The following is a 15,454-nucleotide window of genomic DNA, read 5'->3' on the forward strand; positions in this document are numbered from 1 at the left end:
CTCACTTCGGACGCTTGGCGCCGTATTTCGAACGGCGTTGCTTACGGTTCTTGACGCCTTGGGTATCCAAAACGCCGCGCAGGATGTGGTAACGCACACCCGGCAAGTCTTTTACACGGCCGCCGCGGATCAGCACGACCGAGTGTTCTTGCAGGTTATGGCTTTCACCCGGAATATAGCTGATGACTTCGAAGCTATTGGTCAGGCGCACTTTGGCGACCTTACGCATAGCCGAGTTCGGCTTTTTCGGGGTGGTGGTGTAAACGCGCGTGCAAACGCCACGTTTTTGCGGGCACCCTTCCAGGTGCTGCGACTTAGACTTGGTCACTTTCGGCTGCCGCGGTTTGCGGATCAGCTGTTGGATCGTTGGCATTGGGCTGTGTTCCCCGCTTCCTAACACTTGTGTGCGGCCCCGAAGGTCCGCGGTTTCTATCGGATGCCCTGCGGCACCCGCAAAGCACAAAAGGCCCGCACTGTTCACGCTACCTGCAGAACAATGCGGTGGGTCTCGCAGAGGATGGGAGCTTTGCCAGCCCGCATCATGACCTTAGACTATCCCTATGTCCCCACAGGGCACATTGCGCCCTTAGGTTCACGGCGGTCTATAGGCAGAGTCGCTTGGGCTGTCAACCCGCCCCCAAGCGCGCGCCTGCATCCAGCGCGCGGGCGATACGTTGCTCGACCCAAAGGGACATCAACCCACTGGCTACCACGATGGTTGCGCCCAAAAGTGTCCAGATATCAGGGAAGATACCAAAGACCATGACGCTGGCGATGATCATCGTCAAAAGGCTGGTATAGCGGAACGGCGCGACAAAACTGATGTCCCCTACCCGCACACCGGCCAGCGTCCCGACATAACCGCCGGCGATGCCGACAACGGCAATGGTCAGCAACAGCGAATCATGCGCGGGCATCGGCACGAATGGCGTGCCGAACGCCGCGATCAGCGCCGACAGCGTCACCCCGGCCGCGCCAATGAATGACGCATAAACCGTCGGGATCTGCTCCGACATTTTGCGCGAGGCCAGATCGCGCAACGCGACGCTGATCACCGACAACACGACCAGCAACGCATACCATGAAAAAGCCGAGCCGCCGGGCCGGATGATGACCATCACGCCAAAGAATCCAACGATGATGACGGCAATACGCGCGGCGGATAGACGCTCGCCCAGAAACAGCGCGGCACCAAGGGTGACGACCAGCGGCAAGGCCTGCAAGATCGCCAAAGCATCGGCGTAATTCATGCTGAACAGCGCAGTCAGAAATAGCCAGGCGGCGCCCACCTCGCCCATCACGCGCAGGAACATGAACCAGGCATCACGCGGACTGATTTTCAGGCGAAAATAGCCGCGCAAAAGACAGACACCGCCCAGCAACAGCATCACACCCAAGCCCCGCAGCAATAACAGTTGAAACAGGGGATAGGTGCCGCCCAGCACCTTCATGACCGTGTCCGAGGCCGCAAATGACGCCATGCCCGCAGCCATCAACCCCGCGCCGCGCAGGTTGCTTTTCATATCCGCCATGATCCACCCATTACGGGCCTAGGAAAGCTCTGCCGCCTTCAGCGCAGCGGCCAGATTGGCCCGCTCTATGGCAAAGCGTGCAATCAGCGTCTCGTCAAGGTCGATTTCAACAATCTCCCACGGCAGACCGCGCTGGCCGCTTGCGTTCGAATCGTTCTGGCCATGCACGCCGCGCACGAACATCACATCATCCTCTTGGCTAAGGACCGTCATCCGGCCGGCCAGTTTATGATGTGCGAAACGAAACAGATCCGCGCGGCGGTGCGGGCCAAAGATGAGCGCAAGGCCCGCCGTCGCAAGTTGCATGATACGCGGATCGAGCGGCGCGCCGTCATCAGCGCCCTGCTCTAGCACCATGCCGCGCGTGTAATCCAGTGCCAGCATCCGGTTGCGCGCCCAAAAGCGCTGCAGATCAGGGCCAAAATCCAGGCGCAAGCGTTCGACATAATCCAGCGCGACAGCGTCATCGTCATCCAGACGGGTCAGCGCGTAATGGGTCGCCCCCTCGATCGGGGCAAGATCGGTCATCGCCTGATGGCAGGCATCGCGGTGACGCATTGGCGGCAGTTGCATGATCACGGCCTGCGGCACATCGGCCAGCAGCGCCCGCAGCTTTTCCAGCGCCCAATCAGGCAGGCTGTCGCCGGTCATCAGCAAAAAGGTAAAGTTGGGATCGGTCTGATAACGGATCGCCGGCAGGGTTACATGTTCAAACCATGCGAAACGCTGCAGCAGCCGCTTGCGATCATAAAGAAAGGCCGCACGGGCCTCGAGGCTTTCGTGTTCAACCTGAAAACCGCCATCTCCCAGATAAGAGAACCGGCACACAAAGGTTACAGCAAGTGAGATCATCAAAAGACCCGGATGGGAAAAAGGCCCCCGTTTCCAGGGGCCCTTTATTTTAGTCTTGGCCGCGCAGCGAAGGCGCAACCAGGGCCACAGCGGCCTCGGCCTCGTCGCGACGCTCGGCGATCACGGCACCATCGCGATCCGCAGCGATGCGGCGAATGCGCGAGGTCGCGCCGCCGGTCCCTGCCGGGATCAGACGACCGACGATGACGTTCTCTTTCAGGCCGACCAGCTTGTCGCGCTTACCTTGGACAGCAGCCTCGGTCAGCACGCGGGTCGTTTCCTGGAACGACGCCGCCGAGATGAACGAACGCGTTTGCAGGCTGGCCTTGGTGATACCCAGAAGGATCGGTTCACCCTGTGCCGGACGACCACCGCGGGCCATCGCCTTTTCATTCGCTTCGTCAAACTCGATCTTGTCGACCGTTTCGCCTTTCAGCAGCGTGGTGTCACCCGAATCCGAGATCTCCCACTTTTGCAGCATCTGACGGACAATCACCTCGATGTGCTTGTCGTTGATCTTCACGCCTTGCAGACGATAGACCTCTTGCACCTCGTTGATCATGTAGTCAGCCAGCGCCTCGACACCCAAGATCGCCAGGATGTCATGCGGCGCGGGGTTGCCGTCCATGATGTAATCGCCGCGACGGATGAAGTCGCCTTCTTGCACCGGGATGTGCTTGCCCTTGGGCAGCATATACTCGACGCGATCCGCACCGTCTTCCGCAGGCTCGATCGAGATGCGACGCTTGTTCTTGTAGTCCTTGCCAAAGCGCACATAGCCATCGATTTCGGCGATGATTGCGTGGTCTTTGGGACGACGAGCTTCGAACAGTTCCGCGACGCGCGGCAGACCACCGGTAATATCCTTGGTCTTGGCGCCCTCACGCGGGATACGCGCAACAACGTCACCCGCAGATACGGTCTGACCGTCTTCCAGCGACAGAATCGCATCGACCGACATCGGATAGGACACGGGGTGACCCGCATCGTTGCGCACGGGGTTGCCCTCCCCGTCGACCACGAAGATCTCGGGCTTGAGGTCGCTGCCGCGCGGCACCGAACGCCAATCCGACACGATGCGCTGGGTCATGCCCGTTGCTTCGTCGGTATCTTCACGCAGCGAAAGACCAGCCACCAGGTCCGTCAGACGGATGGTACCTGCCTTTTCGGCGATGATCGGCAGGGTATAGGGGTCCCATTCGAACAGCTTGTCGGCGCGTGCGATGATCTGGCCATCCTTCACGAACACTTTCGAGCCGTAGCCGACCTTGTGCTGCGCGCGCTCTTCGCCGGTTTCGTCCATGATCGCGAGGATCATGTTACGGCCCATAACGATTTGCTCGCCTTGCGTGTTTTCGATCAGCTGCGCGTCGCGGAATTCGATGCGACCCGATTGGCTGGCTTCCAGGAACGATTTTTGACCGCCCATAGCCACGCCGCCGATGTGGAACGTACGCATCGTCAGCTGCGTGCCGGGCTCACCGATCGACTGTGCGGCGATAATGCCGACAGCCTCACCAATGTTCACCAGCGTACCGCGTGCCAGGTCACGACCATAGCACTTGGCACAGATGCCGTCGTCCGCATCACAGGTCAGCGGGCTGCGGATACGCATCTTGTTCACATGCGCGGTCTCGATCATGTCGGCGCGACGCTCGTCGATCAGCTCGCCAGCGCGGACGATCACCTCATCGGTGCCCGGACGCAGCACGTCATCGGCCGAGACACGGCCCAGAACGCGTTCGCCCAGCGACGAGATGACTTCGCCGTCATTGACAGCTGCAGTCGCAGTGATCGCACGGTCGGTGCCGCAATCATCGATACGGATGATGCAGTCCTGCGCAACGTCCACCAGACGGCGGGTCAGATAACCCGAGTTCGCGGTCTTCAACGCCGTATCCGACAGACCCTTACGGGCACCGTGGGTCGAGTTGAAGTATTCCAGAACGGTCAGGCCTTCTTTAAAGTTCGAGATAATCGGCGTTTCGATAATCTCGCCCGAAGGCTTGGCCATCAGGCCGCGCATGCCGCCCAACTGCTTCATCTGCGTGACCGAGCCACGTGCACCCGAGTGCGCCATCATATAGACCGAGTTCGGCTCTTCTTCGGCGCCATTGGCGTCGAAATGCGGGGCCGAAATGGTATCCATCATGGCGTTGGTGACGCGGTCGTTACACTTCGACCAAGCATCGACAACTTTGTTATACTTCTCGCCCTGGGTGATCAGGCCGTCCATATACTGCTGTTCAAAGTCCTTGACCTGATCGCGGGTCTCATCGACCAGCGTCCATTTCGTGTCAGGAACAACCATGTCGTCCTTGCCGAACGAGATGCCAGCACGGAACGCTTCGCGGAAGCCAGCGCCCATGATCTGGTCACAGAAGATCACCGATTCTTTCTGACCGCAGTAGCGGTAGACGGTATCAATGACGTTCTGCACGTCTTTCTTACGCAGCAGACGGTTCACCAGCTCGAACGGTGCCTTGTTGTTCTTCGGCAGCAGCGAGCCAAGGCGCAGACGGCCCGGGGTCGTTTCAAAGCGGGTGATGACCTCGTTACCCTCAGAGTCGATCTGGGGCATACGGGCAGAGATCTTGGCGTGCAGGTGCACTTGACCGGCGGCCAGCGCCAGTTCGACCTCATCCACCGAGGTAAAGGACATGCCCTCGCCCAGCATGCCTTCACGCATGATGGTCGTGTAATACAGGCCCAGCACCATATCCTGCGACGGAACGATGATCGGCGCGCCGTTTGCTGGCGACAGAACGTTGTTCGTCGACATCATCAGGACGCGGGCTTCCAGCTGTGCCTCGAGGCTCAGCGGGACGTGAACGGCCATCTGGTCACCGTCGAAGTCGGCGTTGAATGCCGAACAAACAAGCGGGTGCAGCTGGATCGCTTTGCCTTCGATCAGCGTGGGTTCGAACGCCTGAATCCCCAGACGGTGCAGCGTCGGCGCACGGTTCAGGAAGACGGGGTGTTCGCGGATCACTTCGTCCAGGATATCCCAAACTTCGGGACGCTCTTTCTCGACCAGCTTCTTGGCTTGCTTGACGGTCGAGGACAGACCCTTGGCTTCAAGACGCGAGTAGATGAACGGCTTGAACAGCTCGAGCGCCATCTTCTTGGGCAGACCGCACTGGTGCAGCTTCAGCTCGGGACCGGTCACGATCACGGAACGGCCCGAGAAGTCGACGCGTTTACCCAGCAGGTTCTGACGGAAGCGACCTTGCTTACCCTTCAGCATATCCGACAGCGACTTCAGCGGACGCTTGTTCGCGCCAGTGATGACGCGGCCACGACGGCCGTTGTCGAACAGCGCATCGACCGATTCTTGCAGCATCCGCTTTTCGTTGCGGACGATGATGTCGGGGGCGCGCAGTTCGATCAGACGCTTGAGACGGTTGTTCCGGTTGATCACGCGGCGGTACAGATCGTTCAGATCCGAGGTCGCAAAGCGGCCGCCATCCAGCGGAACCAGCGGACGCAGTTCCGGCGGAATGACCGGGATCACGGTCATGATCATCCATTCGGGACGGTTACCCGACTCGACGAACGACTCAACGATCTTCAGACGCTTGATGATCTTTTTGGGTTTCAGCTCGCCGGTGGCTTCTTTCAGCTCGGCGCGCAGTTCTTCGGCCAGCGCTTCCAGATCAATGGCAGCCAGCAGTTCGCGGATCGCTTCGGCACCGATATTGGCCGTGAACGAGTCAAGACCGAACTGGTCTTGCGCATCCATATACTGTTCTTCGGTCAGCAGTTGACCATAGGACAGGTCGGTCAGACCGGGTTCGATCACGACGTAGTTTTCGAAATACAGCACACGCTCGAGGTCGCGCAGCGTCATATCCAGCACAAGGCCGATCCGGCTGGGCAGCGACTTCAGGAACCAGATATGCGCAACGGGCGCTGCCAGTTCGATGTGGCCCATCCGCTCGCGGCGGACTTTTTGCAAGGTGACTTCGACGCCGCACTTCTCGCAGACGACGCCCTTGTATTTCATGCGCTTATATTTGCCGCACAGGCATTCGTAATCTTTGATCGGGCCAAAGATACGCGCACAGAACAGGCCGTCACGCTCGGGTTTGAACGTACGGTAGTTGATGGTCTCGGGCTTTTTGATCTCGCCATAGGACCACGACAGAATACGCTCGGGCGAGGCAAGCGAGATTTTGATCTCGTCAAATGCCTTCGCCGGCGTCAGCGGGTTGAACGGATTGTTGGTCAGTTCCTGGTTCATTTCACATTCCTTGAATGAGGGCGCGGGGTGAGAGAGGCGGTAAGGGGGATGACCCCCTTACGCGTCATCCTCCGCATCCAGGAGTTCCATATTCAGGCCAAGGCCACGCACTTCCTTCACAAGCACGTTGAACGATTCGGGCACGCCCGCTTCGAAATTGTCCTCGCCCTTGACGATCGATTCATAGACCTTGGTCCGGCCGGCCACGTCGTCCGATTTCACCGTCAGCATTTCCTGCAAGGTGTAGGCGGCGCCGTAGGCTTCGAGGGCCCAAACTTCCATCTCCCCGAAACGCTGGCCACCGAACTGTGCCTTACCACCCAGCGGCTGCTGCGTGACAAGCGAGTACGGCCCGGTCGATCGCGCGTGGATCTTGTCGTCGACAAGGTGGTGCAGCTTCAGCATGTATTTCACGCCGACGGTGACCTTACGGGCGAATTGCTCGCCAGTGCGGCCATCGAACAGAACCGATTGGCCCGACGTGTCGAAACCAGCACGTGCCAGCGCGTCGTTGATGTCCGCTTCCTTGGCGCCGTCAAAGACGGGCGTTGCAATTGGCACACCGCGGGTCGCGTTTTCAGCACGCTCGAGGAAGACAGCCTCGCTCGCGGTTTCAAAGCCTTCAGCGTAGACTTCGTCGCCATAGGCAAAGCGCAGCGCGTCTTTGACCGGGGTCAGATCGCCCGAACGACGATAGCCTTTCAGCGCCTCGTCAATCTGCAGACCCAGCGCACGCGAGGCCCAACCCATATGGGTTTCCAGGATCTGACCGACGTTCATCCGCGAGGGCACGCCCAGCGGGTTCAGACAGAAGTCGACGGGGGTACCATCTGCCAGGAACGGCATGTCTTCTGCAGGAACCACGCGCGAGATCACGCCCTTGTTGCCGTGACGACCAGCCATCTTATCGCCCGGTTGCAGCTTGCGCTTTACCGCCACGAACACTTTGACCATCTTCATCACGCCCGGAGGCAGATCGTCGCCGCGACGGACTTTCTCGACCTTGTCTTCGAAACGCGCGTCCAGCTGTTTCTTTTGGTTTTCATACTGTTCGTTCAGGGCTTCGACGATTTTCGCATCGTCTTCATCCTCAACGGCCAGTTGCCACCATTGGCCACGGCTGAACTCGCCCAGAACCTCTTCGGTCACTTGGGTGTTGGCCTTGAACCCCTTGGGGCCCTTCACAGCCATCTTGCCCAGCAGAACCTGCTTCAGGCGCGCATAGATGTTGCGGTCCAGAATCGCCAGCTCGTCATCGCGGTCGCGCGACAGGCTTTCGATCTCTTCACGCTCGATCTGCAGGGCGCGTTCGTCCTTGTCGACGCCGTGGCGGTTGAACACGCGCACTTCGACGATGGTGCCGTAGTTGCCCGGGGGCAGACGCAGGCTGGTGTCACGAACGTCCGAGGCCTTCTCACCAAAGATGGCGCGCAGCAGTTTTTCTTCTGGCGTCATCGGGCTTTCGCCCTTGGGAGTGATCTTGCCGACCAGAATATCGCCCGGGCCAACATGCGCGCCGATGTAAACGATGCCAGCCTCGTCGAGGTTGCGCAAAGCTTCTTCACCGACGTTCGGGATGTCGCGGGTGATCTCTTCCGGCCCCAGCTTTGTATCACGTGCGGCGACTTCGAATTCCTCGATATGGATCGAGGTATAGACGTCTTCCGAAACGATACGCTCCGAGATCAGGATCGAGTCTTCGTAGTTGTAGCCATTCCAGGGCATGAAGGCGACGACGATGTTCTTGCCCAAAGCCAGCTCGCCCATTTCGGTCGAGGGGCCGTCAGCAATCACTTCGCCCTTGCCGACCAGATCGCCCACCTTCACCAGCGGACGCTGGTTGATGCAGGTATCTTGGTTCGAGCGCTGGAATTTGCGCAGACGATAGATGTCCACGCCCGCATCGCCCAGCGACAGATCTTCGGTCGCACGGATCACGACACGCTGGGCGTCGACTTGGTCAACGACACCGGCGCGGCGGGCCATAATGGCGGCGCCCGAATCGCGTGCAACGACGCTTTCGATACCAGTACCGATCAGCGGTGCTTCTGCGCGCAGCAGCGGCACGGCCTGACGTTGCATGTTCGAGCCCATCAGTGCGCGGTTCGCATCGTCATTCTCAAGGAACGGGATCAGCGAGGCGGCGACCGAGACCAGCTGCTTGGGTGAAACGTCAATCAGGTCAACTGTTTCACGTGTAGCAAGCGTATAGTCACCGGCCTGACGGGTATCGACCAGCTCGTCCACGAAACGACCTTCGTCGTCGAGGATCGCGTTGGCCTGCGCGATGGTGTGGCGCATTTCTTCGGTGGCCGACATGTATTGCACGTCGTCCGTCACCTTACCCTCGACCACTTTACGGTAGGGGGTTTCGATGAAGCCGTATTTGTTCACGCGGGCATAGGTCGCCAGCGAGTTGATCAGACCGATGTTCGGACCTTCGGGCGTTTCAATCGGGCACATACGACCATAGTGGGTCGGGTGTACATCGCGCACCTCAAAGCCCGCACGTTCACGCGTCAGACCGCCCGGCCCCAGAGCCGAAAGACGGCGCTTGTGGGTGACTTCCGACAGCGGGTTCGTTTGGTCCATGAACTGCGACAGCTGCGACGAGCCAAAGAACTCGCGTACCGCAGCCGCGGCGGGCTTGGCGTTGATCAGATCTTGCGGCATGGCGGTGTCGATCGCAGGCGTGCCCGAGGACATACGCTCTTTGATCGCGCGCTCCATGCGCAGCAGGCCGACGCGATACTGGTTTTCCATCAGCTCACCGACCGAGCGAACGCGGCGGTTACCCAAGTGGTCAATATCGTCGATCTCGCCTTTGCCATCGCGCAGCTCGACCAGCGCCTTGATGCACGAGATGATGTCGTCGCGGCGCAGGGTGCGGACGGTATCGGCCACATCCAGATCCAGACGCATGTTCATCTTCACGCGACCAACAGCCGACAGATCGTAACGCTCGCTATCAAAGAACAGCGTTTCGAACAGATCGGACGCGGCTTCGACGGTCGGCGGCTCGCCCGGGCGCATGACGCGATAGATATCCATCAGCGCGCCTTCGCGGCCCATGTTCTTATCGGCAGCCATGGTGTTACGGATGTAGGCACCGACGTTCACATTGTCGATGTCCAGCACCGGAACAGTGGTAAAGCCCGCTTCCAGCAGCTCTTGCAGCGAGCCACCAGTGATTTCGCCGTCGCGGTTACGCTCGAGCAGCAGCTCGTCGCCAGCCTCGACATAGATCGCGCCGTTGTCTTCGTTGATGATATCTTTGGCGACGAATTTGCCCAGGATATGTTCGAACGGGACCAGCAGGTCGGTGACCTTACCCTCGTCGATCCATTTCTTGACCATACGGGGCGTGGCTTTTTCGCCAGCTTCCAGAATGACTTCGCCCGATGCAGCATCGACAAGATCATAGGTCGGGCGGGTGCCGCGCACACGCTCGGGGAAGAACTTGGTGATCCAGCCTTTGGACTTGGCTTCCAGACGGTATTCGACGGTATCGTAATAGGCATCCATGATGCCCTCTTGATCCATGCCCAGGGCATAGAGCAGCGTCGTCACCGGCAGTTTGCGGCGGCGGTCGATACGCGCGAACACGAGGTCCTTGGCGTCGAATTCAAAGTCCAGCCACGAGCCGCGATATGGAATGATGCGGCAGGCGAACAGCAGCTTGCCCGAGCTGTGCGTCTTGCCCTTGTCGTGGTCAAAGAACACGCCGGGGCTGCGGTGCATCTGGCTGACGATCACGCGTTCGGTGCCGTTCACAACGAAGGTACCGTTTTGCGTCATCAGGGGGATGTCCCCCATGTAAACGTCTTGTTCTTTGATATCTTTGACCGAGCGCATGCCCGTGTCTTCGCTGATATCAAATACGATCAGGCGCAGCGTGACTTTCAGCTGCGCGGAATAGGTCATGTCGCGAGCCTGACACTCTTCGACATCATATTTGGGCTTTTCCAGTTCGTATTTCACGAACTCCAGCACGGCGGTATCGTTGAAATCCTTGATCGGGAATACCGATTGGAAAACGCCTTGAATCCCCTCGCCGTCCTGAGGCTTGTCGGCATCACCCGACTTCAGGAACAGGTCGTAAGAGGATTTCTGAACCTCGATGAGGTTCGGCATCTCTAGGACTTCACGGATCTTGCCGTAGGATTTGCGCAGGCGTTTCTGGCCAAGGAAGGACTGAGCCATGTGCGTCGTCACCTTTCGATCTCTGAGCAAGCGGGCCGTCGGGCATCGGCGCGCGCCCATGGAGAAATGGGGGTTCAGGTCTATTCATGGCAGCCTTCCCAAGGGCTGCCTCCCGACCTGTGGAACCTGCCCAGGGCGATGGTTCGATACCTTTATGGTAGAACCACCCTCCAAGACAGGTCAAGCTGGGCTCGCAACATGTGCGAACCCAGCCTGAAAATCAAGAAGCCATTGAGGCCTCGCGCACGGATTAGGCCAGTTCGACCTTGGCGCCAGCTTCTTCCAGCTTCTTCTTGATTTCTTCAGCTTCAGCCTTAGCTGCGCCTTCTTTAACTTTGCCGCCAGCTTCGACCAGGTCTTTAGCTTCTTTCAGGCCCAGACCGGTGATTGCACGAACTTCTTTGATCACGTTGATCTTGTTCGCGCCGGCGTCTTTCAGGACGACGTCAAATTCGGTCTTTTCTTCAGCAGCTTCGCCAGCAGCAGCCGGGCCAGCCATGACGACGGCGCCACCAGCGGCGGGCTCGATGCCGTATTCGTCTTTCAGGATTTGCTTCAGTTCTTGAGCTTGCAGAAGCGTCAGTGCGACGATTTCTTCAGCGAGTTTCTTCAGATCAGCCATTTTATGCTTCCCGTTCGTATTAGATGTGTTCCAACGTCAGGCCGTTCAAGGCCCAAAAGACATCGGATTGCTTATGCAGCTTTCTCTTCGATGGTCGAGAGAATGCTCGCGATGTTCGAAGCAGGCGCGCCGATCGCACCAGCGATGTTCGAGGCAGGCGCACCAATGCACGACACGACCTGAGCGATAAGCTCTTCGCGCGAGGGCAGTTGGGCGACGGCCTTGACGCCGGCAGGATCCAGAGCGCTATCACCCATCGCACCGCCGAGGATGACCAGCTTGTCGTTGGTCTTGGCATATGCGTCGACGACCTTGGCAGCTGCCACGGGGTCTTCGGAATAGGAGATAACGGTCATGCCCGTCAGGTAGTCAGCAATGCTTTCGCAGGGCTTACCTTGCAGGGCGATCTTGGCGAGCTTGTTCTTGGCAACGCGAACGGACCCGCCTACGTCACGCATTTTCGCGCGCAGGTCCTGCATTTGTGCAACCGTCATGCCTTCGTAGCGGGCAACCACTACGACGCCAGAGCGTTCAAAGATTTGGCCGAGTTCTTCGACCAGAGACTCTTTTTGTGCTCTATCCACAGTTTCACTCCAAGTTTGGGGTTTCCCCCGGCTCAATTTGACCCCGCGCAAACGGGGCCGTTCGGGTCCAATTTCAGGGTCCCGAGGCCATGACCGCCCGTAGGTGCCGCGGTGGCACGAACGGAAATCGTGTTCTCGTTTCCCATCTCAGGAAGGTCTTATCGGAGTTTCCCCCGGCCCTCCGTCTCGGACAGGACAAGGCGGCTTTCGCCGCCTGGCCATCCCGGCCCACCCCAGACAGGGTGAGTCGGAAGATTCTTATAAGGCGCCTTACTTACCCGAAGCGCTGGCGACGTCAACCGAAACACCAGGACCCATCGTCGAAGAAAGCGAGACTTTCTTCAGATAGGTGCCTTTGGCGCCGGTCGGACGGGCTTTAGCAACCGCGTCAACAAAAGCCGCGATGTTTTCAGCCAGCTTGTCAGCGCCAAACGAGGCTTTGCCAACGCCAGCGTGGATCACGCCTGCTTTTTCGACTTTGAAGGTCACTTGGCCGCCTTTGGCAGCTTCGACAGCTTCAGCGACGTCAACCGTCACGGTGCCGATCTTGGGGTTCGGCATCAGGTTGCGCGGGCCGAGGATCTTACCCAGACGACCAACGATGGGCATCATGTCCGGGGTCGCGATGCAACGATCGAAGTCGATCTTGCCCGACTGGACGATTTCCATCAGGTCTTCTGCGCCAACAATGTCAGCACCGGCAGCTTTGGCCTGTTCAGCCTTTTCGCCGCGGGCGAACACTGCAACGCGCACGGTTTTACCGGTGCCGTTGGGCAGGTTGACCGAGCCGCGCACCATTTGGTCAGCGTAACGCGGGTCAACACCCAGGTTCAGCGCGACTTCGATGGTTTCGTCGAACTTGGCGGTTGCATTGGCCTTGACCAGAGCAACAGCGTCGTTCAGCGCCAGATTTTCTTTGCCTGCGAAAGCTTCGCGAGCGGCGGTGGTGCGTTTACCGAGTTTAGCCATGATTTAGCCTTTCACCTCGATACCGATCGACTTCGCCGAGCCGATAATGGTTTGCATCGCGCCTTCGATGTCGATGGCGTTCAGGTCTTTGAATTTCGCTTCAGCGATTTCGCGGACTTGAGCCAGCGTCACGGTGCCTGCAACTTCTTTACCCGGCTTCACCGAACCCTTGGGACGGTTACGCTTGCCAACCGGCTTCAGGCCAGCAGCTTTTTTCAGGAAGTAGGACGCGGGCGAGGACTTGGTCTCGATCGTGAACGACTTGTCTTGGTAATAGGTGATCACGGTCGGAACGGGCGAGCCGGGCTCCATATCTGCGGTCTTGGCGTTGAACGCCTTGCAGAATTCCATGATGTTGATGCCGCGCTGACCCAGTGCGGGGCCGACGGGCGGGGACGGGTTCGCTTGGCCTGCTTTAACTTGCAGCTTCAGCGAACCGATAACTTTCTTGGCCATGGTGGCCTCCTTCGGTTCATAGCGGGTGACCCCGCCTTTTCCAACTCTGGCGCGGACGCGTCCTTGCCAGCACTCAGTTGCGTGGTCGGATCGGATGCCGCGGCACCCTCATCTCCCACGAACCGCCCTTTTGGGGCGGCCGCACCCTTAGCCCTGCTTTTGGACCTGGGTGAATTCCAGCTCGACCGGCGTTGCGCGGCCAAAGATCGATACGGTGACCTTCAGGCGCTGTGCGTCGCCATCGACTTCCTCGACGGTGCCATCGAAACCCTCGAACGGGCCGTCGTTGACTTTGACCTTCTCGCCGATCTCGAAACGCACCTGAATGCGTGGCGTTTCGGCCACGTCCTGAACGCGGTTCAGGATTGCGTTTACTTCGGCATCGCGCATCGGCATCGGGCGGCCTTGCGGGCCCAGAAAACCGGTGACGCGGTTAATCGACGACACCAGATGAAAGCCCTTGTCGGACATTTCCATATGGACCAGCACGTAACCGGGCATGAAACGACGCTCGGTCGTGACTTTCTTGCCGCGGCGCACTTCGATGACTTCTTCTGTCGGCACCAGTACTTCGTCGATCTGATCTTCCAGACCCTGTTCAGCCACTTTGGTGCGGATTGTCTCGGCGATCTTCTTTTCGAAGTTCGAAAGAACCGAAACCGAATACCAGCGCTTCGCCATCTCTCAAGAACCTCGTCGTCTGCTGGGGCAATGCCCCGTTTCATCATGCCCCGCCTGAAATGAAAAAGCGGCGCGCAACTTGATTCGCCGCACGCCAGACAGGGAGTTTGGGGCGCTATTACAGTGCAAGGGCAACGGGTTCAACCCCCGAAGCCCTTGTTCGCTTGGGCCTTAGCCGCGGAAATAGCCGAGGATCACGTCCAAAAGGAAGCGGATCGAAATATCGACGGCCGAAAAGAACAGCGCAGCCAGCGCGGCAATCGCCACAACCATCAGCGTCGTTACCGTGACTTCGCGACGCGTCGGCCAGGTGATCTTGCCGATTTCGGCGCGAACCTGTTGGGCGAACTGGATCGGGTTGGTGCGGGCCATAACGCTGCCTTTAATGTGTTACCTGTGAGTGCTGACATAAGTCCGCAGGATTGGCGGGTTCAATAGCCGGTGGAAAGCGATTGTTCAAGCACAACAAGGGCGGATAAGCTTGGACCACCTGCTTTTCGCCAAGGGGCTTTCGTTGCAGATATCCTATTACGTGATCAACCTCGACGACAATCCCGAACGGCTGCGGGCCTTCGCAGCACATATCCAGCCAGAAAATATCGCATATGAACGGGTTGCAGCCGTTGACGGTCGCCATGTCAGCCCTGCCAGCTTTCCGTCCTACAGCGCGAAAGCTGCGGTCGCTTTTTTCGGGCGCGGCCTGCTCGGCGGCGAGGTTGCCTGCTGCCTGTCCCATATTGATGCGCTGAACCGCTTTATGGCGGGCGACGCGCCTTACGCGATTATCTTCGAGGATGATGCCTGGGTCGCAGAGGATTTCACCGCAAAGGTCGAACGGGCCATAGCGCTTTTTGATGAAAAGCTGCCCGGCTGGCAGCTTTTGCACCTCTATCCCCGCACCTTGCGCGGTCACAGCCCCATCACCGCAGAGGGCGGCCATACTTTATTTGCCGCCCATGAATTCGCGGTTGGCACCGCCGCCATCGTCTATTCCCGCGCCGGCGCGAAAGCCGTGCTAGAGACCGCCGTGCCGATCTATGCGCCGTGGGATGTCCATCTCAAAGAAGTCACAGCGCGCCACGGTAAAAGCGGCGCGATAACCCCAGCCCTGATCCAAACAAGTGACGCCCCCAGCGAGATCGCGGCATACGGCGCAAGGCGTAGCCAGATCAAAGGCCTGCGCGGCTGGTGGAATAAGCGTATTCGCGTTGTGCGTCACCGCGCCTATGCCATCCGCAACCTGCTGCGCTATCGCCTGAAACTTTAGCCTTTCGCGAACATTGTCTGTGCGTTCCTGCGCCTTTCGCATGGG

Annotated in this window: 12 protein-coding genes; 1 reads left to right on the plus strand and 11 read right to left on the minus strand. The window is 59.0% G+C overall.

Annotated elements, in window-relative coordinates; translation table 11 throughout:
- Window position 1 precedes the first annotated feature (1 nt).
- The 11 genes from rpsL to secE form a co-directional block, all read right to left on the minus strand.
- Window positions 2-373, minus strand: a complete 372-nt coding sequence (gene rpsL / locus KVU_RS11100; RefSeq protein WP_044008087.1) for a 30S ribosomal protein S12 — start codon at window positions 371-373, stop codon at window positions 2-4.
- 253 nt (window positions 374-626) lie between these two features.
- Window positions 627-1,532, minus strand: coding sequence for a DMT family transporter (locus KVU_RS11105; protein WP_013385328.1), 906 nt, complete (start codon window positions 1,530-1,532; stop codon window positions 627-629).
- 18 nt (window positions 1,533-1,550) lie between these two features.
- Window positions 1,551-2,384, minus strand: a complete 834-nt coding sequence (locus tag KVU_RS11110; protein ID WP_013385329.1) for a glycosyltransferase — start codon at window positions 2,382-2,384, stop codon at window positions 1,551-1,553.
- Window positions 2,385-2,433: 49 nt separating this feature from the next.
- Window positions 2,434-6,627, minus strand: a complete 4,194-nt coding sequence (gene rpoC, locus KVU_RS11115) for a DNA-directed RNA polymerase subunit beta' (RefSeq protein WP_013385330.1) — start codon at window positions 6,625-6,627, stop codon at window positions 2,434-2,436.
- 57 nt (window positions 6,628-6,684) lie between these two features.
- A complete protein-coding gene (gene rpoB, locus KVU_RS11120) occupies window positions 6,685-10,830 on the minus strand; it encodes a DNA-directed RNA polymerase subunit beta (RefSeq protein ID WP_013385331.1) in 4,146 nt (1,381 codons plus the stop codon).
- Between the two features lie 250 nt (window positions 10,831-11,080).
- Window positions 11,081-11,452, minus strand: a complete 372-nt coding sequence (rplL, locus tag KVU_RS11125) for a 50S ribosomal protein L7/L12 (protein WP_013385332.1) — start codon at window positions 11,450-11,452, stop codon at window positions 11,081-11,083.
- Window positions 11,453-11,523: 71 nt separating this feature from the next.
- On the minus strand, window positions 11,524-12,036 hold the full coding sequence (gene rplJ, locus KVU_RS11130; protein ID WP_013385333.1) for a 50S ribosomal protein L10: 513 nt from the start codon (window positions 12,034-12,036) through the stop codon (window positions 11,524-11,526).
- Between the two features lie 270 nt (window positions 12,037-12,306).
- Window positions 12,307-13,005, minus strand: a complete 699-nt coding sequence (gene rplA / locus KVU_RS11135; RefSeq protein ID WP_013385334.1) for a 50S ribosomal protein L1 — start codon at window positions 13,003-13,005, stop codon at window positions 12,307-12,309.
- A gap of 3 nt (window positions 13,006-13,008) precedes the next feature.
- Window positions 13,009-13,461, minus strand: a complete 453-nt coding sequence (rplK, locus tag KVU_RS11140) for a 50S ribosomal protein L11 (RefSeq protein WP_013385335.1) — start codon at window positions 13,459-13,461, stop codon at window positions 13,009-13,011.
- 147 nt (window positions 13,462-13,608) lie between these two features.
- Window positions 13,609-14,142, minus strand: a complete 534-nt coding sequence (gene nusG, locus KVU_RS11145) for a transcription termination/antitermination protein NusG (RefSeq protein ID WP_013385336.1) — start codon at window positions 14,140-14,142, stop codon at window positions 13,609-13,611.
- Between the two features lie 171 nt (window positions 14,143-14,313).
- Window positions 14,314-14,514 (minus strand): preprotein translocase subunit SecE, encoded by a 201-nt coding sequence (gene secE, locus KVU_RS11150; RefSeq protein WP_013385337.1) that lies wholly within the window; start codon window positions 14,512-14,514, stop codon window positions 14,314-14,316.
- A 109-nt stretch (window positions 14,515-14,623) separates the two neighbouring features.
- Between secE and KVU_RS11155 the strand changes: the two genes are divergently transcribed.
- A complete protein-coding gene (locus tag KVU_RS11155) occupies window positions 14,624-15,409 on the plus strand; it encodes a glycosyltransferase family 25 protein (RefSeq protein WP_013385338.1) in 786 nt (261 codons plus the stop codon).
- The last annotated feature ends 45 nt before the right edge of the window (window positions 15,410-15,454 follow it).

This window comes from Ketogulonicigenium vulgare WSH-001 (genome assembly GCF_000223375.1).
Classification (GTDB): domain Bacteria; phylum Pseudomonadota; class Alphaproteobacteria; order Rhodobacterales; family Rhodobacteraceae; genus Ketogulonicigenium; species Ketogulonicigenium vulgare.